22 protein-coding genes are annotated in these 22,244 nt (G+C 67.8%); 6 read left to right on the top strand and 16 right to left on the bottom strand.

Features of this window, described 5'->3' with window-relative positions; translation table 11 throughout:
* Positions 1-70: 70 nt before the first annotated feature.
* The 5 genes from ABMA10_RS09740 to ABMA10_RS09720 all read right to left on the bottom strand — a co-directional run bounded on the left by ABMA10_RS09740 (position 71) and on the right by ABMA10_RS09720 (position 4,871).
* Positions 71-1,558: an amino acid permease gene (locus ABMA10_RS09740; RefSeq protein WP_347868258.1), complete on the bottom strand. Its 1,488-nt coding sequence runs from the start codon at positions 1,556-1,558 to the stop codon at positions 71-73.
* Positions 1,559-1,766: 208 nt separating this feature from the next.
* Positions 1,767-2,036 carry a 30S ribosomal protein S15 gene (rpsO, locus tag ABMA10_RS09735; protein WP_056012204.1) on the bottom strand — a complete coding sequence of 90 codons (270 nt, stop codon included), beginning with the start codon at positions 2,034-2,036 and terminating at the stop codon, positions 1,767-1,769.
* 102 nt (positions 2,037-2,138) lie between these two features.
* Positions 2,139-2,927, bottom strand: coding sequence for a hypothetical protein (locus ABMA10_RS09730; protein ID WP_347868259.1), 789 nt, complete (start codon positions 2,925-2,927; stop codon positions 2,139-2,141).
* A gap of 154 nt (positions 2,928-3,081) precedes the next feature.
* On the bottom strand, positions 3,082-3,711 hold the full coding sequence (locus tag ABMA10_RS09725; protein ID WP_347868260.1) for an FMN reductase: 630 nt from the start codon (positions 3,709-3,711) through the stop codon (positions 3,082-3,084).
* The gene (locus tag ABMA10_RS09720; protein ID WP_347868261.1) at positions 3,708-4,871 is read right to left on the bottom strand and encodes an LLM class flavin-dependent oxidoreductase; all 1,164 of its coding nucleotides are present in this window, start codon (positions 4,869-4,871) and stop codon (positions 3,708-3,710) included. The genes ABMA10_RS09725 and ABMA10_RS09720 overlap by 4 nt, the downstream gene beginning before the upstream one ends.
* 150 nt (positions 4,872-5,021) lie before the next feature.
* On the opposite strand from ABMA10_RS09720, the gene ABMA10_RS09715 reads away from it, so the two are divergent.
* Positions 5,022-6,134 (top strand): M4 family metallopeptidase, encoded by a 1,113-nt coding sequence (locus ABMA10_RS09715; protein ID WP_431031458.1) that lies wholly within the window; start codon positions 5,022-5,024, stop codon positions 6,132-6,134.
* A 76-nt stretch (positions 6,135-6,210) separates the two neighbouring features.
* A complete protein-coding gene (locus ABMA10_RS09710) occupies positions 6,211-6,483 on the top strand; it encodes a protealysin inhibitor emfourin (RefSeq protein WP_347868263.1) in 273 nt (90 codons plus the stop codon).
* Positions 6,484-6,526: 43 nt separating this feature from the next.
* Here the strand turns inward: ABMA10_RS09710 and ABMA10_RS09705 are convergent, their stop codons facing one another.
* Entirely contained in the window at positions 6,527-7,567 is a 1,041-nt protein-coding gene (locus ABMA10_RS09705) for an LLM class flavin-dependent oxidoreductase (RefSeq protein ID WP_347868264.1), read from the bottom strand.
* A 168-nt stretch (positions 7,568-7,735) separates the two neighbouring features.
* Between ABMA10_RS09705 and ABMA10_RS09700 the strand changes: the two genes are divergently transcribed.
* Complete coding sequence (locus ABMA10_RS09700; RefSeq protein WP_347868265.1) at positions 7,736-8,389, top strand: hypothetical protein; 654 nt, start codon at positions 7,736-7,738, stop codon at positions 8,387-8,389.
* 36 nt (positions 8,390-8,425) lie between these two features.
* On the opposite strand, the gene ABMA10_RS09695 is transcribed toward ABMA10_RS09700, so the two are convergent.
* Together ABMA10_RS09695 and ABMA10_RS09690 are read right to left on the bottom strand one after the other, a co-directional pair.
* Positions 8,426-8,707: a YdeI/OmpD-associated family protein gene (locus ABMA10_RS09695; protein WP_347868266.1), complete on the bottom strand. Its 282-nt coding sequence runs from the start codon at positions 8,705-8,707 to the stop codon at positions 8,426-8,428.
* A 73-nt stretch (positions 8,708-8,780) separates the two neighbouring features.
* Positions 8,781-9,212 (bottom strand): pyrimidine dimer DNA glycosylase/endonuclease V, encoded by a 432-nt coding sequence (locus tag ABMA10_RS09690; RefSeq protein ID WP_347868267.1) that lies wholly within the window; start codon positions 9,210-9,212, stop codon positions 8,781-8,783.
* Positions 9,213-9,357: 145 nt separating this feature from the next.
* On the opposite strand from ABMA10_RS09690, the gene ABMA10_RS09685 reads away from it, so the two are divergent.
* On the top strand, positions 9,358-10,674 hold the full coding sequence (locus ABMA10_RS09685) for an MFS transporter (protein ID WP_347868268.1): 1,317 nt from the start codon (positions 9,358-9,360) through the stop codon (positions 10,672-10,674).
* 23 nt (positions 10,675-10,697) lie between these two features.
* Here ABMA10_RS09685 and ABMA10_RS09680 read toward each other — a convergent pair whose 3' ends face one another.
* Positions 10,698-11,228, bottom strand: a complete 531-nt coding sequence (locus tag ABMA10_RS09680) for an adenine phosphoribosyltransferase (protein WP_347868269.1) — start codon at positions 11,226-11,228, stop codon at positions 10,698-10,700.
* 109 nt (positions 11,229-11,337) lie between these two features.
* Positions 11,338-11,712 (bottom strand): FKBP-type peptidyl-prolyl cis-trans isomerase, encoded by a 375-nt coding sequence (locus ABMA10_RS09675; protein ID WP_347868270.1) that lies wholly within the window; start codon positions 11,710-11,712, stop codon positions 11,338-11,340.
* A gap of 290 nt (positions 11,713-12,002) precedes the next feature.
* On the opposite strand from ABMA10_RS09675, the gene ABMA10_RS09670 reads away from it, so the two are divergent.
* Positions 12,003-12,902, top strand: coding sequence for a fumarylacetoacetate hydrolase family protein (locus ABMA10_RS09670; protein ID WP_414693656.1), 900 nt, complete (start codon positions 12,003-12,005; stop codon positions 12,900-12,902).
* A gap of 79 nt (positions 12,903-12,981) precedes the next feature.
* On the opposite strand, the gene ABMA10_RS09665 is transcribed toward ABMA10_RS09670, so the two are convergent.
* From ABMA10_RS09665 to ABMA10_RS09655, 3 genes are all read right to left on the bottom strand, one after another.
* A complete protein-coding gene (locus ABMA10_RS09665) occupies positions 12,982-14,460 on the bottom strand; it encodes an aspartate ammonia-lyase (RefSeq protein ID WP_347868399.1) in 1,479 nt (492 codons plus the stop codon).
* A 170-nt stretch (positions 14,461-14,630) separates the two neighbouring features.
* A complete protein-coding gene (locus tag ABMA10_RS09660; protein ID WP_347868271.1) occupies positions 14,631-15,533 on the bottom strand; it encodes a phosphodiesterase in 903 nt (300 codons plus the stop codon).
* A gap of 63 nt (positions 15,534-15,596) precedes the next feature.
* Positions 15,597-17,048 (bottom strand): NCS2 family permease, encoded by a 1,452-nt coding sequence (locus ABMA10_RS09655; RefSeq protein ID WP_347868272.1) that lies wholly within the window; start codon positions 17,046-17,048, stop codon positions 15,597-15,599.
* Positions 17,049-17,172: 124 nt separating this feature from the next.
* Here ABMA10_RS09655 and ABMA10_RS09650 point away from each other — a divergent pair, with 124 nt between their 5' ends.
* Positions 17,173-18,450 (top strand): uracil-xanthine permease family protein, encoded by a 1,278-nt coding sequence (locus ABMA10_RS09650; RefSeq protein WP_347868273.1) that lies wholly within the window; start codon positions 17,173-17,175, stop codon positions 18,448-18,450.
* Positions 18,451-18,715: 265 nt separating this feature from the next.
* Here the strand turns inward: ABMA10_RS09650 and ABMA10_RS09645 are convergent, their stop codons facing one another.
* The 3 genes from ABMA10_RS09645 to ABMA10_RS09635 form a co-directional block, all read right to left on the bottom strand.
* Positions 18,716-19,051, bottom strand: a complete 336-nt coding sequence (locus tag ABMA10_RS09645) for a peptidase (RefSeq protein WP_347868274.1) — start codon at positions 19,049-19,051, stop codon at positions 18,716-18,718.
* Complete coding sequence (locus ABMA10_RS09640) at positions 19,048-20,226, bottom strand: inorganic phosphate transporter (protein ID WP_431031457.1); 1,179 nt, start codon at positions 20,224-20,226, stop codon at positions 19,048-19,050. Before ABMA10_RS09640 ends, ABMA10_RS09645 begins: the two co-directional genes overlap by 4 nt.
* A gap of 145 nt (positions 20,227-20,371) precedes the next feature.
* Positions 20,372-22,219 (bottom strand): DUF2207 domain-containing protein, encoded by a 1,848-nt coding sequence (locus ABMA10_RS09635; RefSeq protein ID WP_347868276.1) that lies wholly within the window; start codon positions 22,217-22,219, stop codon positions 20,372-20,374.
* Between the last annotated feature and the right edge of the window lie 25 nt (positions 22,220-22,244).

Below are 22,244 nucleotides of genomic sequence, written 5' to 3'. Positions count from 1 at the left end.
TGCGGTGCTCGTCGGCGTCACCGTCGACCGGCTGAGCGCTCTCCTCGCCCGGCGTCGGTCAGCCGCATCGTCACTCGACGAGCTCGCCCCGAGCCCTCTTGCCGACGATCGAGTGCCTCCGGCTGTAGGCGAAGTAGATGATGAAGCCGAGCGCAAGCCAGACGAGGAACCGAACCCAGGTGAGGGTCGTCAGGTTGAGCATGAGCCAGACGCAGAGCACCGCTGAGAGGATCGGCACGAACGGCGACCACGGCACGCGGAACGCACGGGGCAGGTCCGGGTACTTCTTCCGGAGCACGATGACCGCGATGCTGACGAGCACGAACGCGGAGAGCGTCCCGATGTTGATCATCTCTTCGAGGATGCCGACGTCCGTCAGACCGGCGATCAGCGCGACGAGTGCACCCACGACGATCTGGATGCGGATGGGCGTCTTGCGCTTCTCCGAGGTGACGCTGAGCGACCGCGGCAGCAATCCGTCACGGCTCATCGCGAACACGACGCGGGCGAGGCCGAGCAGCAGCACCATGATGACGGTCGTCAGACCGGCGAGGATACCGATCGAGATGACCTGCGCGGCCCAATCGGCGCCGACGGCGATGAACGCCGTCGCGAGCGAGGGGTCCTCCGCCTCGGCGAGTGTCGTGTAGGGCACCATGCCCGTCAGGACGAGGCTCACACCCACGTAGAGGACGGTCACGATGGCGAGGCCGCCGAAGATGCCGCGCGGGAGGTTCTTCTGCGGGTTCTTGACCTCTTCCGCGCTGGTGGCGACGACGTCGAACCCGATGAAGGCGAAGAAGACGAGCGACGCTCCGGCGAGCAGCCCGAAGATGCCGTACTGGGCGGGGGCTGCTCCGGTCATGAAGGAGAAGAGCGACTGCGACCAGGCGTCGGACGCTCCGCCCTTGGTCGGCACCTCATCGGGGATGAACGGCGTGTAGTTCGCCGCCTTCACGAAGAAGGCACCCACGACGATGACGAAGATGACGATCGCGACCTTGATGATCGTGAACACGCTCGCGACGCGGGAGGAGAGCTTCGTGCCGAGCACGAGGAGCGTCGTGAAGATCGCGACGATGACGAACGCACCCCAGCTGACCTTCAGTCCGAGGACGTCGATCTCGCTCGGGACGTCCCAGCCCCAGAGGAGGAACACGTTGCTCAGGTAGATGCCCCAGTACTTGGCGATGACGGCGGCGGCCGTGAGCATCTCGAGGATGAGGTCCCAGCCGATGATCCAGGCGAGCAGCTCGCCGAGCGTGGCGTAGGTGAAGGTGTAGGCGGAGCCGGCGACGGGAACCGTCGAGGCGAACTCGGCGTAACACATGATCGCGAGGGCACAGGTGACGGCCGCGAGGATGAAGGCGAGTGAGACGGACGGGCCGGCGTAGTTGCCGGCGGCCTTGGCACCGACGGAGAAGATGCCGGCGCCGACGGCGACCGCGACACCCATGATCATGAGGTCCCACGTGCCCAGCGTGCGTTTGAGACTGCGTCCCTCGATGGTCGAATCCGCGAGGGAGTCCTCGATGCTCTTCGTCCGCCAGATGCTCATGGTGCTCCTTGCCGTGGTGCGGTGCTGCCTCGGCCTCACTCGAAGCCGACTCTCGACCTTGCCAGACGTGAAGCGATCGGTCGAGCCGTTGCACACATGTTCTACAACTGTCGACTACTCGTGTGGCGGTCGGACAACGCGAACGGGCCGCCATCCCGGAGGATGACGGCCCGTCAAGAAGTTCGCGTTGTCTCCGGAGAGCTGCTGCCTAGCGGCGGAGTCCGAGGCGCTCGATCAGCGAGCGGTAACGCTCGATGTCGACAGCCTGGAGGTAGCCGAGGAGGCGGCGACGCTGGCCGACCAGGAGGAGCAGGCCACGACGCGAGTGGTGGTCGTGCTTGTGCTCCTTGAGGTGCTCCGTGAGGTCCTTGATGCGACGGGTCATGACCGCCACCTGAACCTCGGGGGATCCGGTGTCACCTGGGTGGGTTGCGTACTCTTCGATGATCGCCTTCTTACGGTCTCCCTCAAGAGCCATAGTGGTGATCCCCTTCCTGTTCGTTGCGCGGTGCCCTGCGCCTGATGCGTGGGCTCTCTTGATCCGCGGCCGTTGGACGGCAACCTTGTGAGTCTAACAGGTTCAGAGAGTGGGGGGTTCCCGGTGTGTGGAGCGACGCCTCACGCCCCGGCGCTCCTCGGCCTCGGCCGCGGCGATCGTGCGTCGACGCCGGAGCATCAGGATGAGGATGAGTGCGATGAGGTCGAGCAGCAGAAAGGCGAAAAGCAGCCAGACCCAGATCGGTGGACCGGTGCTCGCGCTCGGAGCAGACTCGGACTCGGCCGCCGCGGCTTCCGCCGTCGTCGTCGAGTCATAGACGAGCCGGACGGGATCGCCCAGTGTGGCCCCACCGTCGGCGTTCGTCGACACGAGTGCGAGCGTGATGTCGTACTCCCCCGCGTCAGCTCCGCGCAACCACTGCGTCATGTTGATCCGAGTGGACCAGCCGCCGTCCGACCCGATCTCGATCGGCTGGCCGTCGAAACTGAACTCGGCCGCGCCGCTCTCACCCGTGGACTGCAGGGTGCACGCCGAGTCGTCGTCCGTCGCCGCACTGAAGCAGGGCTTCGCGGCGTCGTACAGGTCGATGGAGCGCCAGTACGAGAGCACGACCTCGGCGCCTTCGTCTGCCGAGCCGGTCACGTCGAAACCGCTCACCTGCTCGCCATCGAGCGTGTAGTCCACACGGTAGACGGTGTCACCGTCCTGAGGGCTCTCGATCGTCGCAGTGCCGGCGGCCATGGCCGGTGCGGCACCCATGAGTGGGGATGCGACGAGGGCCCCTCCGACGAGTGCGGTCGCGAGGGCGAGAACCGCCACTCGCGGCAGACGCCGCAGCGTCGACCCGAGTCGACGCACTCCGGGGATCACCTGAGCACCACTCCCTCCGGCATCGCGCTGACCACGACGCACCACACCAGTATCCCAAAGACCGCCCAGGAGAGCCTGGGAACGACGAAGGCGGCGGCCGGAAGCGTCCGGACCACCGCCCTCGAGGTCAGCTCGTGCCCGTGGTCGAGCGTGTTCAGGCCTCGAAACCGCCGAGCATCTCGGAGAACGGACGGTCGAGCGCGAAGGGATCGTCGAGGCGGCCCGACCGGTCGGAGGCCGCCACGAGGGCGCTCAACTCTCCGGCCGCGCGGTCGATGCGCTCGGGCAGGGCGCTGACATGCTCGTCACCCGATCCCCAGTCCTCCGAGGCCGCGAAGACGGCCGTCGGAACGGTCACCGTCCGCAGATAGGCGAACAGCGGCCGCACCGCGTACTCCAGAGCCAGGGAGTGTCGAGCCGAACCACCTGTGGCGGCGAGGGCGATCGGGACACCGGTCATCGCTGTCGGCTCGACCACGTCGAAGAACGACTTGAACAGCCCCGAATAGCTCGACGAGAAGATCGGCGTCACGGCGATCACGCCGTCAGCACCGGTCATCGCCTCGATGGCCGTGCTGAGCTTCTGACTCGGAAACCCGGTCAGCAGGTTGTTCGTGATGTCCTGCGCATAATCGCGCAGGTCGATCGACGTGGTCTCCACCTCGAACCCGTCGGCCTCGAGCCGCGCGACGGTCGCGTCGCGCAGCCGGTCGGCGAGCAACCGGGTCGACGAGGGCTGACTGAGGCCCGCCGAGATCACCGCGATGTTGCGACGCGCGCTCATCGGGAGAGCCCGGCAGCGGCGCGACCGAACGACGACCCGGCCTCGGCCTGCGTGATCTCGACCGCCCCGGACTGCGCGGCGAGCGCCGCGTCTGCCGCAGCGACCATCGACGCGTGCGTCGGTGCCTCTGGAACGGTCGCCGGACGATCCTTCGCGAACTCCTTGCGGAGCACCGGCACGACCTCGCCACCGAGGATCTCGAGCTGGTCGAGGACGGTCGCGAGCGGGAGCCCGGCGTGGTCCATGAGGAAGAGCTGGCGCTGGTAGTCACCGAACGACTCGCGCATGGATGCGTAGCGGTCGATGACCTGCTGAGGGCTGCCGACCGTGAGCGGCGTCTGCTCGGTGAAGTCCTCGAGTGTCGGGCCGTGGCCGTAGACCGGCGCGTTGTCGAAGTAGGGCCGGAACTGGGCTACGGCGTCCTGCGAGTTCTTCGCCATGAAGGCCTGGCCACCGAGACCGACGATCGCCTGCTCGGCGGTGCCGTGGCCGTAGTGCTCGAAGCGCTGACGGTACAACTGGATGAGGCGCATGTAGTGCTCCTTCGGCCAGAAGATGTTGTTCGCGAAGAAACCGTCGCCGTAGTAGGCGGCCTGCTCGGCGATCTCAGGGCTGCGGATCGAGCCGTGCCAGACGAAGGGCGGGACACCGTCGAGCGGGCGGGGCGTCGACTGGAAGCCCTGCAGCGGGGTGCGGAACTGGCCCTGCCAGTCGACGTAGTCCTCGCGCCACAGGCGGTGCAGCAGCGCGTAGTTCTCGATCGCGAGGTTGATGCCTTCCCGGATGTCCTTGCCGAACCAGGGGTAGACGGGGCCGGTGTTGCCGCGGCCCATGATGAGGTCGACGCGGCCACCTGCGAGGTGCTGCAGCATGGCGTAGTCCTCGGCGATCTTCACCGGGTCGTTCGTCGTGATGAGGGTGGTGCTCGTGGAGAGGATCAGGTTCGTGGTCTTCGCCGCGATGTACCCGAGCATCGTCGTCGGGCTCGAGGGGACGAACGGCGGATTGTGGTGCTCACCGGTCGCGAACACGTCGAGACCGACCTCTTCGGCCTTCAACGCGATAGCGACCATCGCCTCGATGCGCTCGTGCTCGGTCGGCGTGATACCGGTGGTCGGATCGGTGGTGACGTCGCCGACCGTGAAGATTCCGAATTGCATCCTGCGCTCCTGATCTTTCTTTCATTCATTTGAATGGATATCCGGGACAACGGGGTTCACGACCCCACTATTCCCGACAGCTGTGGCGGACTCATCCACAGGATCGGCAACCCTCCGAGCGGTGTCGGCGGGCTGTGGCAAGATCACCGCATGAACGGCACGCGGAACCCCTCCTCCGGCACTCACCCGCCAGCCCATCGGCACGTCTGCGGGATCGTTCCGCCGTGGCTGCTCGAACGTATCGCGGAACTCGACTCCCCGAAGCTCGCCCGTGCAGCGAGCGCCGCCAGATACTCACTCCTGGCCACCCGTCCCTACCGGTTCCCGGAGCCGGGCGCCGAGCCACGGACGGCGACGGGCAGTGTGGAGACGGCGCTCGCGACAGCTGTCGCGAGCGCTCCGCAGCGGACCATCGCCGACGCAGGACGGACCGAGACCCTGCCGGGTCTGCTGGTCCGGTCGGAGGGCGAACCACCCACGGCAGACGATGCGGTCACGAACGCCTATGACGGCCTCGGCGACACGCATGCACTCTTCGCCGATGCCTTCTCCCGGAACTCGATCGACGACCGGGGTCTCCCGTTGCTCGCGACCGTGCACTACGGGGACGACTACGACAACGCCTTCTGGAACGGTGAGCGGATGGTCTTCGGCGACGGCGACGGAGAGGTGTTCCGGAGCTTCACGAGTTCACTGAGCGTCATCGGCCATGAGCTCGCGCACGGTGTCACGCAGTACACCGCGAACCTCGTCTACGAGGGCCAGCCCGGCGCGCTCAACGAACACGTCTCCGACGTCTTCGGCGCCCTGGTCGAGCAGCATGCTCGTGGTCAGGATGCAGCGTCGGCGAGCTGGCTCATCGGAGAGGGGCTCTTCACCGATGAGGTGGAGGGGAACGCCCTCCGCTCGATGCTCGCGCCAGGAACCGCCTACGACGACGACGTGCTGGGCAAGGACCCGCAGCCGGCTCACTTCGACGACTACATCGAGACCACCGACGACAACGGCGGCGTGCATCTGAACTCCGGCATCCCGAACCGAGCGTTCGCCAGCCTCGCCGTGGCGCTCGGCGGGAACGCCTGGGAACGAGCCGGAGTCATCTGGTACGACACGCTCACCGGCCCGCTCAGCGAGCGAGCGGATTTCGCGACATGCGCCGCGGCGACCCTCACAGCCGCGATCGCGAGGTTCGGCGTCGACTCCACCGAGACATCGGCGGTGGGCGAGGCCTGGTCGCTCGTCGGGATCGTGCCGGCCTCCTGAGGCCGATGCCCCGAGGCCGACGGCATCGTCCGCCGCCGCCCTGGCCGCGACCGGACTCCGGGGGTAGCATCGCGGCATGAAGGTGACGGTGACGAGGAGCGGCGGAATGGCCGGTCTGACGAGGCGCTGGGAGGTCCTCGTCGACGAACAACCGGACGCCGACACCTGGATCGTCCTCCTCGATCGGCTGCCCTGGGACGACACACCCGCGGGGCCGCCGCTCCCCGATCGCTACATCTACCGGATCCGGTGCGCCCCCAAGGAGGCGACGCTCGGTGAGCAGCAGCTGACGGGTGCCTGGCAGGAACTCGTCGAACGCGTGCGAGCGGCACAACCCGCCCACGACTGAACCGGCGACGAGGCGTCGCCGGTTCAGCTCACGGGCGTCGTCCTCATCCCTGGGGGATGCGTTCGGCGAGGAGTTCGAGCGTCCGGATACGAGCAGGAGCCGTCGAGGCCTGGGTCCCCTCACGTGCAGAACCGACCGGCGAGACCATGACCTCGTCGACGCCGAAGCGATCGGCGAGGCCCGTCAGCTCGGCCGCAGCGCGATCGGCGTCGCCGATGATCCACGCCGCGCGCATCTGCTCGACGAAGCCGAGTTCCAGGTCACTCTGCTCGGTGCGGGCGGCATCCTCCACCGTCGCGATGGGGCCGAGCGGTTTGCCCGCGCGGAGTCTCGCCATCTGTTGCAGGTTCGGCAGCGCCAGCGCCTCCGCCTCCTCGGCGGTGTCGGCGACGACGGCGTTCGCCGTGAGGAAGGTCCGCGGGGCGTCGAGCAGCGCCGAGGGCTGGAAGCTCGACCGGTACAACTCGAGCGCGCGTGCGGTCCCCTGGCCGGAGAAGTGGTGGGCGAACACGTACGGCAGGCCGAGCGCTGCGGCGAGCGCCGCGGAATAGTCGCTCGAGCCCAACAGCCACACGTCGGGCACGCTGCCCGCCTTCGGCGTGCCACGCAGAGCGTACTCCTCGCCGGAGGTCATGCGGACGCTGGCGCCGTCGACGCCGAGGAGCGCGACGATGTCCTGCACGTTGTTCGGGAACCGGTCGACGTCGCTCGTGTTACCGGACTGTCGGAGGACGGCGGAGATGACCGGATCGCTGCCGGGCGCGCGTCCGAGGCCGAGGTCGATGCGGCCAGGAGCCGAGGCTTCGAGCAGCGCGAACTGCTCGGCGACGACGAGCGGCGCATGGTTGGGGAGCATCACTCCGCCTGATCCGACGCGGATGCGCTCGGTCGCTGCGGCCAGGATCCCGATGACGACTGCCGGGTTCGTGGAAGCGACCGACGGCATGTTGTGGTGCTCGGCGACCCAGTACCGGTGGTATCCCAGCTCGTCGGCACGCTTGGCCAGGGCGATCGTCGCGGCGAGGGCCGCAGCAGTGTCCTGATCGGTGCGTACAGGGATGAGGTCGAGTACCGAGAGTCTCATGGTCGCCTTTCGTCGGCCCGCCGAACGGCGACGGGCACTCCACGGTGCAGCGTCGGAGACCGTCCTGGCATTCCCGTTCCGACAGGTCCGGTGGATTCCCAGCACCATCCAAGCCTCATCCGAGCGGCGCACCGTACGCTGGATGCCCGCGACCAGAAGGAGCACACCATGGGATTCCTCGATCGACTGCTCGGCCGCCCGGAGCCCGAGACGCCCGGGAACGCAGCCTACGGCCAGAATTTCTCGCGCGCACAGGGTCAGGGACAGGCTCACCCCCGCAGTGAGGACGAGATCGCCGTCGAACGGTACCGCTACCTGCTCCGCACCGCTCCGCCCGAGGCGATCGAACAGGTGCACGAAGAGGCGTTCACGAAGCTGACCCCGGAGCAGCGCGGCATCCTGTACCGCCAGCTGTCCGAGAACGCGCCTGCTGGTGAGGCCCCTCAGAACGACTCGCCGAACGCACTCGCCGTCGCAGCGACCCGCTCAGAGATGCGCCAGCCCGGTTCACTCGAACGATCTTTCGGGAATCAGGGCGGCGGCATGGGTTTCGGCGGGATGCTCGCCAGCTCGATGCTCGGCACCATCGCCGGCGTCGTCGTCGGATCGGCCATCGCGCAGGCGTTCATCCCGGACACTGTCGGCACAGATGCGTCGGGTGACGCATCGGCGGATTCCGGTACGGACAGCGGAGCGGATGCGTCCGCGGCCGATGCATCGGCGACGGATGCGTCGGCCGATGGCGGTGGCTGGGGCGACGGCGGATTCGGTGACTTCGGTGGTGGCGGGGACTTCGGTGGTGGCGGCGACTTCGGCTTCTGAGTCGTCGGTCTCGGTCTCCGGCCGCGGCCGGGTCGGTCACGCAGACTCGGCCGCGGTCCCCTTCGGTCCGACCGACGAGCGGAGTTCCGACGCACGTTGCTCGAGCAGCTCGATGACCTCCTCGATCCGAGGGTCACGCTCCTCACGATCCGCCCGGTCTACCCAGCCCACAAGCTCTCGCTGAGCGCTGTTCGGCAGTCCACGGAAGAACGCCAAGCGGCCGGAATCCTCGATGGCCTGTTCGAGGTCGGGCCGCAGCCGCACGACCGTCCCGGTGGCCGAGAGCGGCGCGGCTCCCACATCAGCGTGTCTGCCCATGGGGCAACGCTAGCGGCTGGACCCGTCACCGTCGAGCGTTCGCTCAGTCCGCCCTCATCGCGAAGGCAGCGCCTCAGGCCAGCTCCCAGCTCGCCACGCCGCCTCCGACGAGGACGAACATCGGGTGCGGCTCCGGGCGCCAGACCTTCGCCCAACGCTCGGCCACCTGCGGGCTGCGCTCGCGGAGGTGACGATTGAGGTTTCCCCATTCGTAGTCGAGCTGCCCGTCCGTCACGGCGAGCGCCTGCGGGAGTGGTCCGGGCTCGAGGATCCGTGAGCGATCGAGGAAGCCGCCTCGCTCCCCCGCCTCCACGGCGATCCCATCGAGGAACGCCGCGATCGCGCGGAGCGGATCCTCGGCGTGCACGAACCTCCAGAGCTGCGGATGCGCCCGCAACCTGGATGTCGGCTCCGACAGCACCCGCTGCGCGATCAACCCCTCCCGCCAGGAGGAGGCGAGCGCCTGGGCATCGAAATACCGAGGATGGATCGACCAGAGACGCATGACTCCATCCTGCACGACACCGCCGACATCCGGCTCGGGGCAGCCCCTGACGCCGGGTCGACTCTCCACGGCCAGGCCTCGCACGCGGCGCGTAAGCTGACGGGATGTCCCACAGCATCGCTCTCCTCCTCCTCTCGATGCCTCGGTGAGCCGGGACGATGCGTCGAACCGGCGTGGCATCCTCGTCGACCTGAGTCCGCTTCGGGAGAGCCCGGCGTTCGCACGACTGTGGATCGGCGGCGCGATCACGGGCATCGGCGGCCAGATGACCATCGTCGCCGTCGGCCTGCAGGTGTACGACCTGACGGCCTCCACCTTCGCCGTCTCGCTCGTCGGGGTCATCGCGCTCATCCCGATGATCTGCTTCGGGCTGTACGGCGGCATGCTCGCTGACGCCTTCGACCGCCGCACCGTCGCGCTCACCGCGGCCGTCGTCACCTGGACCTCCACCGCGGTCATCGCCGTGCTGGCCTGGAGCGGTTCGGAGGTCGTCTGGCCGTTGTACCTGCTGACGACCGTGAACGCCGTGTCGACGACCGTCGTCGGCACGACAAGACAGGCGATCCTGCCCCGCCTGCTCCCGTCCAGGCTCCTGCCGTCGGCCGCCGCACTGTCGGGCATCTCCGTCGGGGTGATGGTGACCGTCGGTCCGGCACTCGCCGGCGTCCTCGTCGCGACCGTCGGCTTCAGGTGGACGTACACGATCGACGTGATCCTCTTCGCCGCCGCCTTCCTCGGCATCGCCTCACTCCCGAAGATCCTTCCGGAAGGTGGCGTCAGCAGGCTGCCGGGTCTGCGGAGTCTGGCGGACGGCTGGACCTTCCTCCGCACCGCACCGAACATCCGCATGACCTTCATCGTGGACATCATCGCGATGACCTTCGGAAATCCGCGGGTGCTCTATCCGGCCGTCGCGACGCTGCTCCTCGGCGGCGGTGCCATCACGGTCGGTGTCCTCACCGCAGCCGGGGCCGTCGGGGCGCTGCTGTCGAGCCTCGTCTCCGGTCCAATCGGTCGGATCGACCGCCAGGGCCTCGCGATCGAACGCGCCATCGTCGTGTACGGAGTCGCCATCGCGGCGTTCGGCGGCGTCCTCGCCTGGGTCTCCCTCACGGGGACGGCGACCCATGAGACGGACCGCGCCAACCTCCCCGCGATCGGCTTCGCCGCCCTGGCTCTCGCCGTCGCCGGAGCCGCGGACAATGTCAGCGCGATCTTCCGGATGACCATGCTGCAGGCTGCCGTCCCGGACGCCGTCCGTGGCCGGTTGCAGGGGCTGTTCACCGTCGTCGTCGCGGGCGGCCCACGCGTCGGCGACCTCTACATCGGGCTTGCGGCATCGGCGCTCGCACTGTGGGTCCCGCCGCTCGCCGGTGGCCTGCTCGTCGCGGCGATCGTCGCGGTACTCGTGCGGATGCAGGGCGCGTTCCGTCGCTACGACGCGAAGACGCCCACGCCGTGAGCGCCTGAGCGTCCGTCCCGCGGTCAGGCGGGTGCGCTCGCGATCGAGAAGATGTCGCGCCCGGCGAGCGACTCGCGGCCCGGGAGCCCCTCGAGTTCGAGGACGAGACCAAGGCCGGCGACCGCATAACCAGCCCGCTCGATGAGCTTCACCGCAGCGCCGCAACTCCCCCCTGTCGCCAGCACGTCGTCGAGGATGAGCACTCTCGTGCCCGCCGGGAGTTGACCGGTGCGCAGTTCGAGAGCCGCGGCCCCGTACTCGAGGCCGTAGTCCTCACGCAGCACCTCGCCGGGGAGCTTGCCCGCTTTGCGGATGGGCACGAGTCTCGTGTGCGTCGCGTACGCGACGGCAGCGGCGAGCAGGAACCCACGGGCCTCGACACCGGCGACCGCGTCGAACCGGCCGGCGAAACGCTCGGACAGCTCATCGATGATCGCTCTGAAGGCGTCGGCGTCGGCGAAGACCGGGGTGAGGTCACGGAACAGGATCCCCGGTGTCGGGAAGTCGGGGATGGTGGCCGTCAGCTGGTCGACGTACTGGGTTGCGGTGGTCATGAGGGTCCTCGTTCGAGCCGGAAGATGTCGAGCATGCGTTGCACATGAGACACCCCTCGCCTCCGGCGGCTGGTCGGCCGGCGGGGGCGAGGGGTGCACACGAGTCTGGTTACTTGACGCCCAGGAGGTCGATCACGAAGACGAGCGTCTGGCCGGAGAGCTGGTGGCCGCTGCCGGCCGGGCCGTACGCGAGCTCCGGAGGAACCGTCAGCTTGCGGCGCCCGCCGACCTTCATACCGGGGATGCCGTGCTGCCAGCCCTGGATGAGGTTGCGGAGGGGGAAGTTGATGGACTGGCCACGGCTCCAGGACGAGTCGAACTCCTCACCGGAGTCGTAGCCGACGCCGAGGTAGTGGACGTCGACGGTCGAGGAGGCCTGAGCCTCGTCGCCCTCACCGATGAAGATGTCCTCGACGACGAGTTCTGCGGGGGCCGGGCCTACTGGGGCGTCGACCTCGGGCTTGGTGCGTGATGAATCGGTCATGACTCCATCCAAGCAGCTCGACGCGGTCGCGTCAGCCGGATTTCGCTCTGCGCGTGACCGGCGAAGCGGCAGCCCGGCTGAACCCGTGTGCATTTCGGGCTTGCGCGGCGCGCGGCACGGGTGCATCCTGTTTTCAACACCAACTCATCGCCCGGGCGACTCGCAGGCTCTGCCGCAGCACCGGGCGATGAGTCTGTCCGGGGCAAGGACACCCGGACCACCGCGGAACGCGCCACCGCACGCTATGGCCACAACGCCCGCCGACGACGCGGCTGCGATACCGTAGACACGTGAAGTTCGCCCATTTCGTCGCCACAGACCACCAGTCGAGCAGCCCCGCAGTGCAGCGGGTCCGCCTCGCCGTCATCAGCGATTCCGGGGCGGTGTTCCTCGACGAGATCCTCGAGGACGCCCCGCGCGACCTCCAAGAGCTGATCGAGCGCGGTCCTGCCGAGCTCGACCGGGTCCGCTCCTTCGTCGAGACGTCGATCGCGCACGGGATCACCGGCGAACCGCTCGATGGTCTCGTACACGCCTCCGCCGTGCTCCGCCCACCGACCATCCTGGCCGTCGGCCTCAACTACTCCGCGCACTCGCAAGAGCTCAACCTGAAGACCGACAACGCACCAACCATCTTCGGGCTCTGGGCGAACTCGCTCACCGGCCACGACGGCACGACCAGCTGGCCGGCAGAGATCAGTGAGCAGGTCGACTACGAGGCCGAGCTCGGGGTCGTCATCGGCCGTGCTGCGCGCGACGTGTCCGCCGAGGACGCGCTGGACCACGTCTTCGGATACACCGTTGTCAACGACATCACCGCTCGGAACATCCAGTACTCCGAGGCCCAGTGGTCGCGGTGCAAGTCCTTCGACGGATTCACTCCGACCGGCCCCGTCGTCGTCACCGCCGATGAGATCACCGATCCGCAGCAACTGCACATCTCGACGGTCCTCGACGGCGTGACGCTCCAGGACTCGTCGACCAGCCACATGGTCCGGAGCGTCGCGACGCTCATCGAGCACCTCTCCGGCTCCGCGACGCTGTTGCCCGGAACGCTCATCTCAACCGGCAGCCCCGGCGGGGCCGGCTACTCGCGCGACCCGCAGGTCTTCCTCACCGACGGCGCCACCGTGACCGTCTCGGTCGAGGGCGTCGGGTCGCTCGTCACCCACTGCCGCGTCACCGCATAGGCCGCACGCGCCCGCACGACGAAGCCGTCCCGACCAGTCGATCGGGACGGCTTCGTCGTGCAGCTCGACGCTGTCCGCGTCAGCGGCTCGGGTCCGAGTCGGCTCCTGGAATCGGGAGGTCGATGATCGGGATGGCCGAGGTGACCGCTTCGATCCCGGACAAGCGAGCGGGAGACAGTTGTTTCGTGACCTCGGCACGCGTCATGAGGTTCGCCTCGACGACGAGGTCTGCGACGTTCCGCCCGGTGAGCAATGCGGTCTTCGCGAGCGCGGCAGCCGACTGGTAGCCGATGAACGGTGTGAGGGCCGTGATGACGCCGACCGACGCGCCGACCATGACCCCGAGGCGCTCCTCGTTCGCCGTGATGCCGTCGATGCAGTTCACCCGCAGCGTCCGGCACGCCTGCGCCATCCAGACGATGCTCTGCAGGAGCGAGTGCGCGATGACCGGTTCGAAGGCGTTGAGCTGCAGCTGGCCCGCCTCGGCAGCCATCGTGACCGTCATGTCGGCGCCGACGACACTGAAGGCGACCTGGTTGACGACCTCGGGGATGACCGGGTTCACCTTGCCCGGCATGATGCTCGAACCTGCTTGGCGCGGCGGCAGGTTGATCTCACCCAGCCCGGCCTGTGGTCCGCTCGAGAGCAGGCGCAGATCGTTGCAGATCTTCGACAGCTTGATCGCGCTGCGCTTGAGCGTGCCGCTGAAGGACATGAACCCGCCGACATCACTCGTCGACTCGATGAGGTCGGGGGCTGTGGTCAGGTTCAGGTCCGTGATGAGGTTGAGGTGACGGACGACCGCCTCGGCGTACCGGGGATCGGCGGTGATGCCGGTGCCGATCGCCGTGGCTCCCAGATTGACCTCGGCGAGCATCCACAGGGTCTCGTGCAGACGGTCGTGGTCCTCGTTGAGCGTCGTCGCGAACCCGTGGAACTCCTGGCCGAGCGTCATCGGCACAGCATCCTGCAGCTGGGTCCGACCGACCTTCAGCACATGCGAGAACTCGGCGGCTTTGGCGCTGCAGGAGTCGCGCAGCGCTCCCAGCTCCGTGAGCAGGAACTGCAGCGAGAAGGCGAGCGCGATCTTGATCGACGTCGGGTAGACGTCGTTCGTCGACTGGGAGCGATTGGTGTCGTCCAACGGGTGCAGGTACTGGTACTCACCACGTTCGTGTCCGGCCAGTTCGAGGGCGATGTTGGTGATCACCTCGTTGGCGTTCATGTTCGTCGAGGTGCCGGCCCCGCCCTGGATCACCCCGACGAGGAACTGGTCGTGGAAGTCACCGTCGATGATGATCTGGCAGGCGCGATCGATGAGGTTCGCCTTCGCGGGGTCGAGCACACCGATCTCCGCGTTCGCTCGGGCCGCCGCCTGCTTCACGCTGGCGATCGCGACGACGAGATCTGGATAGACCGAGATCGGGCGCTTCGTGATCGGGAAGTTCTCGAGCGCGCGCGCAGTGTGAATCCCCCAATATGCTTCCGCGGGAATCTGCATCGAGCCGAGCGAGTCGGACTCCGTCCGCGTTTCGTCTGCGCTCGTGCTGTCCGCCATGGTCTCGTGTGCTCCCGGGGTGGTCGGTTCGATGGTTGTGGTGCTGATCGTCACTCGTGGCTCCGTTGCCTGTTCGGTGGATGTCCTGCCGTCAAGCGTAGCCGGAGGCGCACACGATGGGACGACAGTTGTCTTGAGCCCGAGACGCTTCACGGGACTCCCGAGGTCGGTCAGCGCTTTCGCGAGAACGCTTCGAGGCGTTCCGCGGGGCTGAGCGCCGCCATCCGCTGGATGAAGGCGTCGCTGAAGGTGTCCGCCGTGGCGAAGTCGCCGAGCGGCACGGTCGAATGCGTGATGCGGTCCTCGTACACGTGGACGAGATTGAATGACTGCCCGCCGAACATCCCGTTGACCTCGGTGGACGGCCGCGAGAGGTTCATCGAGTAACAGCTCGCGCTCGCGACCTGAACGGGGATCCCGGCGAAGGTACTCGAGGTCGAATAGTGCAGGTGACCGCCGAGGATCGCGCGGACATCGCCTCCCTGCAACGCCTCCGCGAGTCGGTGCTGATCGCGGAGTTCGAGGATGTCGAAGAACGGCACACTCGACGGGACGGGCGGATGGTGCATCGCGAGGATGCTGCCGAGCGGTGCGGGCGTCGCGAGGACCCCACGCAGCCACACCAGCTGGCTGTCCTCGAGCTCACCGTGATGCCACCCGGGCACCGTGCTGTCGATGCCGATGACGCGCAACCCGCCGAAGTCCCACACGGCGTCGAGCGGCTGCTCACCCGCCGGGAGGTCCAGCAGTTCCGTGCGCATGACCGAGCGCTCGTCGTGATTGCCCATGAGCCACACGATCGTGGTGCCGAGTCGCTCGGCGACGGGCTCCACGCGTTCCCGGAGCCGTCGATACGCATCCGGCTCACCGAGATCGGCCAGGTCACCGGTGAAGACCATGGCGTCGGGACGCAGCTCCATCTGCTCGACCTGTCGGAGCGCCTGCTCGAGGTTCGCTTGGACATCCACGGCATCGTAGAGTCGGCGGCCGTCTGCCAGGAGGTGCGGATCGCTCAAGTGGACGATGACCCGCTGAGGTGCCGGATACTGACCGAATCGGACGTCGGAAGTCATGCTCCGAGTCTAGGTCGCCGCCCCGACACCCGTTGCTTCACCCCGGGCGGCCGGACTGGATCGTCAGGAGGCGACGCCGAGCGCCATCTCGATGGGACCGCGCGCGAAGAAGACCAGGAAGCCCGCGGCGACGATCCAGAGCAGCGGGCTGATCTCGCGAGCCTTCCCCGACAGCGACCGGATGACGACCCAGGCGATGAACCCTGCCCCGATACCGTTCGCGATCGAATATGTGAGCGGCATCACGACGACCGTGAGGAACACCGGGAGTGCTACGGAGAACTCCGTCCAGACGATGTCCTTGATCTGGGACATCATGAGCGCACCGACGATGACGAGCGCTGCGGCTGCGACCTCGGAGGGCACGATCTGCGTCAGGGGTGTGAAGAACATCGCGAGCAGGAACAGGGCACCGGTCACGAGGTTCGCGAGCCCCGTCCGCGCACCCTCGCCGATACCCGCGCCCGACTCGATGAACACCGTTGAGGAGGAGGACGACGAAGCGCCGCCGGCGACCGCGCCGACACCCTCGACGATCAGAGCCGATCGGAGGCGGGGGAAGTCGCCCTTCGCGTCGGCGACACCAGCCTCCTTCGACAGCCCGGTCATCGTGCCCATGGCATCGAAGAAGTTCGTGAACACCAGGGTGAACACCAGCATGAGAGCGGCAAGGGCACCGATGCGCTCGAAACCGCCGAAGCTCACCTGGCCGAGCAAGCTGAGGTCGGGGATGCCGACGATCTGCGTCGGGACGGTCGGGACGCTGAGGTTCCAGCCGCCCGGGTTCTCGCCGCCGGCGGACGCACCGACCCTGAAGACCGCCTCGGCGATGATCGCGATGATCGTGGACACGACGATGCCGATCAGCAGCGCGCCCTTGATCTTGCGGGCCACGAGCACGCCAGTGAGCAGCAGCGAGATGACGAACACCGCGGTGGGGATCGTCGCGACCGAACCTTCGATGCCGAGGCCGACGGGCGGCGAACCGGCGCCGGTCGAGCGCACGAAACCGGCGTCGACGAAGCCGATGAACGCGATGAAGAGGCCGATGCCCACCGTGATCGCGATCTTCAGCTGGATCGGGACGGCATTGAAGATCATCGCGCGGAGGCCGGTCGCGGCGAGGAGCACGATGATCAGGCCGTTGATGACGACGAGACCCATCGCCTCCGCCCAGGTGACCTGGCCGACGACGCTCACGGCGAGGAACGAGTTGATGCCGAGACCGGCGGCGAACGCGAACGGCAGGCGGGCGACGAGTCCGAACAGGATCGTCATGACACCGGCGGTGAGGGCCGTCACCGCTGCGACCTGGGAGAACCCGAGCTCGCCGCCCGTCACATCTGCGGAGCCGCTCAGGATGATCGGATTGAGGATGACGATGTACGCCATGGCCACGAAGGTCACGAGCCCGCCACGCACCTCCGTGCCGACGGTCGAGCCGCGCTTGGTGATCTCGAAGAAGCCGTCGAGACGTTCTCGGAACGAGCGCTGAGCGGGTGGCGTCGTGGTCACGGGACCTCCTGGATCGACCGGCGAAGCAACCAGCGTACCGGCAGCGCTCACCCGCACGCGACAGGGCCGATACGATCGGCTGGACCCTTCACCACCTCCCCTGCACACACGGAATCGAGAACACATGGCGCTGCCCTGGACTCTGCACGGCGACGGCAGACACGTCGAGACCCACGCGATCGTCGGACCCGGCGAACGACTCACCTGGCCTCGGACGATCGGGCTCGGTATGCAGCACGTCGTCGCGATGTTCGGCGCGACGTTCCTCGTGCCCGTCCTCACCGGCTTCCCGCCGACGACGACCCTGTTCTTCTCCGGCGTCGGCACCATCCTGTTCCTCATCATCACGAAGAACCGTGTCCCGAGCTATCTCGGCTCGTCGTTCGCGTTCATCGCCCCGATCACCGCAGCGGTCGCCAGCCAGGGCATGGGCGGTGCACTGTTCGGCATCCTCGCCGTCGGTGTCCTGCTCGCGCTCGTCGGTGTCGTCGTGCAGCTCACCGGAACCGGTTGGATCGATGCGCTCATGCCACCGGTCGTCGCCGGAGCGATCGTCGCGCTCATCGGGTTCAATCTGGCGCCGGCCGCCAAGGACAACTTCGTCGACGCGCCACTCACCGCACTCATCACGCTCGCAGCCGTCATCCTGTCGACGGTGTTGTTCCGCGGGATCCTCGGACGACTGTCGATCGTGATCGGTGTCATCGTCGGCTACATCACCGCCACGATCCGCCAGGAGATCGACTTCTCGAAGATCGCCGATGCCGCATGGTTCGGGCTGCCGGAGTTCCACCTCGCGGACAACCCGATCACGAACCCCGCCGTCTGGGCGGTCCTGCCCGCGTTCCTGCCCGTCGTGCTCGTGCTGATCGCCGAGAACGTCGGGCACATCCGCGGCGTCGCCCAGATGACCGATGCTTCGGTCAACAAGCAGACGGGACGTGCGCTGCTGTCCGACGGCCTCGCGACCATGCTCGCCGGTTTCGGCGGCGGTTCCGGCACGACCACCTACGGCGAGAACATCGGCGTCATGGCGGCGACGCGCGTCTACTCGACCGCGGCCTACTGGGTCGCCGGGCTGTTCGCCGTGCTCCTCGGGTTGTCCCCGAAGGTCGGTGCGGTCATCAACACCATCCCGGCCGGAGTCCTCGGTGGTGTGACGACGGCCCTCTACGGCCTCATCGGGATCATCGGTGTGAAGATCTGGCTCGACAACAAGGTGGACTTCTCGAAGCCCGTGAACCAGTTCACAGCGGCGACGGCACTCATCATCGGTATCGCCGACTTCACGTGGGTGGCCGGCGGCGACGTCAGCTTCAACGGGATCGCGCTCGGCACCATCGCCGCGATCGTCATCTACCATCTGATGACCCTGATCGGCCGCTGGCGCAACACCGCCTGAGCTGTGCTGATGCCAGCGCGGTGCGCTGGACCGGCCGCCCCCTGATGGCGCGAGCGCGGGTCTCTGGAGACCCGCTCTCGCGCCATTTCCTGTCGCTGGTGCCTGATCGCCCGCGCTCGCGCCACCGCACCGCGCTGGCCACGATGACACCGTTCAGCCGCGCGTGACACGCACTGGCGCGAGCGCGGATCTCTGGAGGGTGGCGCTCGCGCCACAGACCCGCGCTGGGTCCAGCGCACCGCGCTGGCCGACGGAGCGGGGGGGATCAGCCCTGGTGGAAGAAGGGGACGATCAGGTAGATGCCGAAGAGGACCGCTGCCGCGCAGAGGACGAAGCAGGCGTACGCCCCGGCACGGGCGAGGTTCTGCTGCGCCGGCGTCAACGGGTTCTTGCGCGCCGCCTTCGCCGCGCGTTTCGCCGCCTTCGCGGCCTCCTCCGCCGTGATGACGGTGATGGCATCGGTGAACTCGGCCGGAGCGACGACCGGGACACGACCGGCGGTGGTCAACAGTCGCAGGCCGAACGAGTAGAGGCTCACGACCGCGGTCGCTGCGACGACGGACGTCGCGAACACGATCAGGAATGCCACCCAGTCGATCATTTCTTCACCTTCTTGGGCTTCGGGTTGCGCTTGATCTTCACGGCTCGACCGGAGTCCGCGACCTCGCTCACCACGTTGCTGTGGTTGACCTCGTTACGACGCGAGAGCAGGAAGATCGTGAGGATCACGCCGATGCCGACGACCGCGTCGATGATGATGCCGACGAGACCGAGATGGGCGACGGCCGCCGCGAGCGCACCGACGATCCCGGCGGCAGGCAAGGTCATGAGCCAGCCGAGCGCGATACGACCGGCGGTGCCCCAGCGCACCGTCGAACCGCGGCGACCGAGGCCCGACCCGATGACGGAACCTGAGGCGACCTGCGTGGTCGAGAGCGCGAAGCCGAGGTGGCTCGACGCGAGGATCGTGGCCGCAGTGCTCGTCTCGGCGGCGAAACCCTGCGCGGGCTTCACATCCGTGAGGCCCGTGCCGATCGTCTTGATGATGCGCCAGCCGCCCATGTACGTACCGAGCGCGATCGCGAAGGCGCAGACGACGATGACCCAGAGCTCCGGGCCGGAGCCGACGCTCTGCACGCCGACGGCGATGAACGTGAGCGTGATGACGCCCATCGTCTTCTGCGCGTCGTTCGTGCCGTGCGCGAGCGCGACGAGCGATGAGGAGAAGATCTGCGCGTATCGGAACCCGTCGCGGCCATCCGGCTTGCCGTCGTATCGACGGGTGATCCGGTAGGCGAGCTTCGTCGCGGAGTACGCCACGAGTCCCGCCGTGACCGGAGCGATGAGCGCCGGCAGGATGACCTTCGAGAGCACGACACCGAAGTCGATGGAGCCGAACCCTGCGCCGACGATCGCCGCGCCGATGAGGCCGCCGAACAACGCGTGGCTGGAGGACGACGGCAGCCCGAGCAGCCAGGTCAGCATGTTCCAGACGATCGCCCCGATGAGGCCGGCGAAGATGAGCTCCGGCCCGATCTGGATCCCGCCTTCACCCTCGCGGATGAGGCCACCGGAGATGGTTTTCGCCACTTCCGTCGAGAGGAAGGCGCCGACGAGGTTGAGGATCGCGGCGAGCAGGACGGCTGTCTTCGGCTTCAACGCACCGGTGGCGATCGGGGTCGCCATGGCGTTCGCCGTGTCGTGGAAACCGTTCGTGAAATCGAAGAACAGTGCCAGTGCGATGACCAGCACGACAGTCAGGGTAACGAGTTCCACTGGTGTCTTTCTCGAGGCGTTACGAATGCGGACACAGTGCTCCCCCGACGAGGTGTTTGGGGGGAATTCATGTGCGAGATGCGGGCGGTTTACCCGCCGTACACGATCCTTACACCCTGCCCGGTCGAGGTCAACTCGACTCCGGTCACCGGCCGCCTCCTCCGCCGCCGCCGCCACCGCCACCGGCGAAGCCCCCGCCCATGGAGCCTCCGGAGCTGCTGGCTCCGCCGCTCGTGGACCAGGACGCGGATGTACTCGTCGCGGAGCCGGTGAACCCGGTGAACGCGTTCGCGAACAGGGCGGCCTGGAAAGGCTGTCCGGAGGCGTACCAGTTCGGTGATGTCCCGGCCTGCTCGTAGCGGATCCCGAGTTCGCGCGACCAGTCCCGCTCCACGCCCCAGAGGACGGCGAACGGCAGGAGCCGCTCGGTCAGGCGCACGAGCTGCCCGGGATCGCCCAGATCGATGCGCTCCGCACCGTCCGGGCTCTGCAGCATCCGGAAGCGGTCCGCCTCGGCGAGCTGCAGATACATGCGCAGGCCGAGCAGATAGTCGTACGCATCGGCGCCGACTGCGGTCAGGGGCTTCGGCGCGATGGCGAGGGCGATGCCGGCGAGCACTGCGATTCCCGTGACGAACAGCGCGCCGAGCGACCAGCCGTTGTCCGCTCGGATCGTGTAGGCGACGCCGAAGAAGACGAAGCCTGCGACGCCGACGACCGCGAGCGCTCCGACGATGATCCAGGCGCGCCCCGAGGCGACCCTACGTCGGAACCCGCGGTCCAGCGCGATCTGCTTCGTCGCCGCGAGTTCGGCGGTGACCGCCTTCCCGAGGGCCGCATCCACCTGCTTCATCGAGCGGGGCGCTCGGCGGTCGGGGAACAGCATGGCCAGGACGCGACGTTCCTGCTCGTCCGTCGCACTGTCGTCGACGTACTCCAGGAGGAACTCCTTGCCGGGCCCGTCGACGATGCGGAGCTTGCCACGCACCGCGAGGCTCACGATCTGCGCCGCCATCGACGTGCCCGTCCGGCCGCTGATGTCGCCGGCGAGCAGCAGGGTGAGGTCCTTCGGCACCGTGTATTGCGGAACGATGATCCCGCGGCCCGGGTGGTTGCGCCAGAACCTCGCGCGGATCCAGACGAGTGCGCCGAGTCCTGCGGCGGACAGCGCCCCGAGGATGATCGGCACGATCGAGAAGACCGGCGCCTCCCCCGGCCTGGCCGGCTGCGAGAAGGTGCCCGGTTCGAAGCCGATGGCGACCGTGAGCGTCTGCCTCGCCTCGAGCGGCACCGAGGCGGTGGTGAAGACGTCACCGCCCGGCTCTTCCGCCTGCGAGAGGTCGCAGGGTGCGCTGTCGTCCGGATCACCCCGGTAGCACGCTCCGTCACCCGTGAGCGCGTCTGCGCTCTCGGCATCGACGTGCACCGTCATCCGGGCGTCGGCGAACGGCTGGTCCCATCCAGTGCCCGGCGCATCCCAGTAGAACTCGTCCGATCGGGTGTCCCGGTAGGCTCCGACGACGCCACGCTGCGTATAGGTGATGACGTAGCTCTGTGTGCCTTGCACGTAGTCGTCGGTCCCGAGTGCAAGCTCGAGGAAGTCACCCTCGCGATCGGCTTCCCACGCGACGTCGCGACCGTCGGCATCGGTGACCGAGACGATCTCCGTCTGCAACGGTGCTCGGTCGAAGACGTCGGGTATCGCGCGGATGATGCCCTTGTTCTGATCGAACTCCGGGAACTCCGCGACGAAGGTCTCGACGGCGGTGAGGTCCGCCACGCCGTCCGCGCCGCGGGACAGCGTGTAGTCGCCGTCGAAGGAGGAGAAGGTGAAGTCGGAGACGTCGGTACGGGTCTCGGCCGAGGCCCCGGCCGGTTGCGCCAGGACGGCGAGCGCGAGGATCGGGGCGATCACCGCCAGCAGCGGCACCAGGAGGAAGGACCTCGACGGATGACGGCGGACGGCTTCAGCTGCGTGACCTCTGGGCTTCACCTGATCCAGTCTACGAGCCGTGCAC

This window comes from Plantibacter sp. RU18 (genome assembly GCF_050613355.1).
Lineage (GTDB): Bacteria > Actinomycetota > Actinomycetes > Actinomycetales > Microbacteriaceae > Plantibacter.
This window is presented reverse-complemented; position numbering and strand designations above follow the sequence as displayed.

Coding starts and splice junctions, on each gene's coding strand:
- ABMA10_RS09700 (WP_347868265.1), top strand. CDS start 7,736: ATGGGATTCCTCGATCGACTGCTCGGCCGCCCGGAGCCCGAGACGCCC.
- ABMA10_RS09740 (WP_347868258.1), bottom strand. CDS start 1,558: ATGAGCATCTGGCGGACGAAGAGCATCGAGGACTCCCTCGCGGATTCG.
- ABMA10_RS09650 (WP_347868273.1), top strand. CDS start 17,173: ATGGCGCTGCCCTGGACTCTGCACGGCGACGGCAGACACGTCGAGACC.
- ABMA10_RS09675 (WP_347868270.1), bottom strand. CDS start 11,712: ATGACCGATTCATCACGCACCAAGCCCGAGGTCGACGCCCCAGTAGGC.
- ABMA10_RS09695 (WP_347868266.1), bottom strand. CDS start 8,707: ATGGGCAGACACGCTGATGTGGGAGCCGCGCCGCTCTCGGCCACCGGG.
- ABMA10_RS09660 (WP_347868271.1), bottom strand. CDS start 15,533: ATGACTTCCGACGTCCGATTCGGTCAGTATCCGGCACCTCAGCGGGTC.
- ABMA10_RS09710 (WP_347868263.1), top strand. CDS start 6,211: ATGAAGGTGACGGTGACGAGGAGCGGCGGAATGGCCGGTCTGACGAGG.
- rpsO (WP_056012204.1), bottom strand. CDS start 2,036: ATGGCTCTTGAGGGAGACCGTAAGAAGGCGATCATCGAAGAGTACGCA.
- ABMA10_RS09705 (WP_347868264.1), bottom strand. CDS start 7,567: ATGAGACTCTCGGTACTCGACCTCATCCCTGTACGCACCGATCAGGAC.
- ABMA10_RS09680 (WP_347868269.1), bottom strand. CDS start 11,228: ATGACCACCGCAACCCAGTACGTCGACCAGCTGACGGCCACCATCCCC.
- ABMA10_RS09720 (WP_347868261.1), bottom strand. CDS start 4,871: ATGCAATTCGGAATCTTCACGGTCGGCGACGTCACCACCGATCCGACC.
- ABMA10_RS09645 (WP_347868274.1), bottom strand. CDS start 19,051: ATGATCGACTGGGTGGCATTCCTGATCGTGTTCGCGACGTCCGTCGTC.
- ABMA10_RS09690 (WP_347868267.1), bottom strand. CDS start 9,212: ATGCGTCTCTGGTCGATCCATCCTCGGTATTTCGATGCCCAGGCGCTC.
- ABMA10_RS09715 (WP_431031458.1), top strand. CDS start 5,022: ATGAACGGCACGCGGAACCCCTCCTCCGGCACTCACCCGCCAGCCCAT.
- ABMA10_RS09665 (WP_347868399.1), bottom strand. CDS start 14,460: ATGGCGGACAGCACGAGCGCAGACGAAACGCGGACGGAGTCCGACTCG.
- ABMA10_RS09725 (WP_347868260.1), bottom strand. CDS start 3,711: ATGAGCGCGCGTCGCAACATCGCGGTGATCTCGGCGGGCCTCAGTCAG.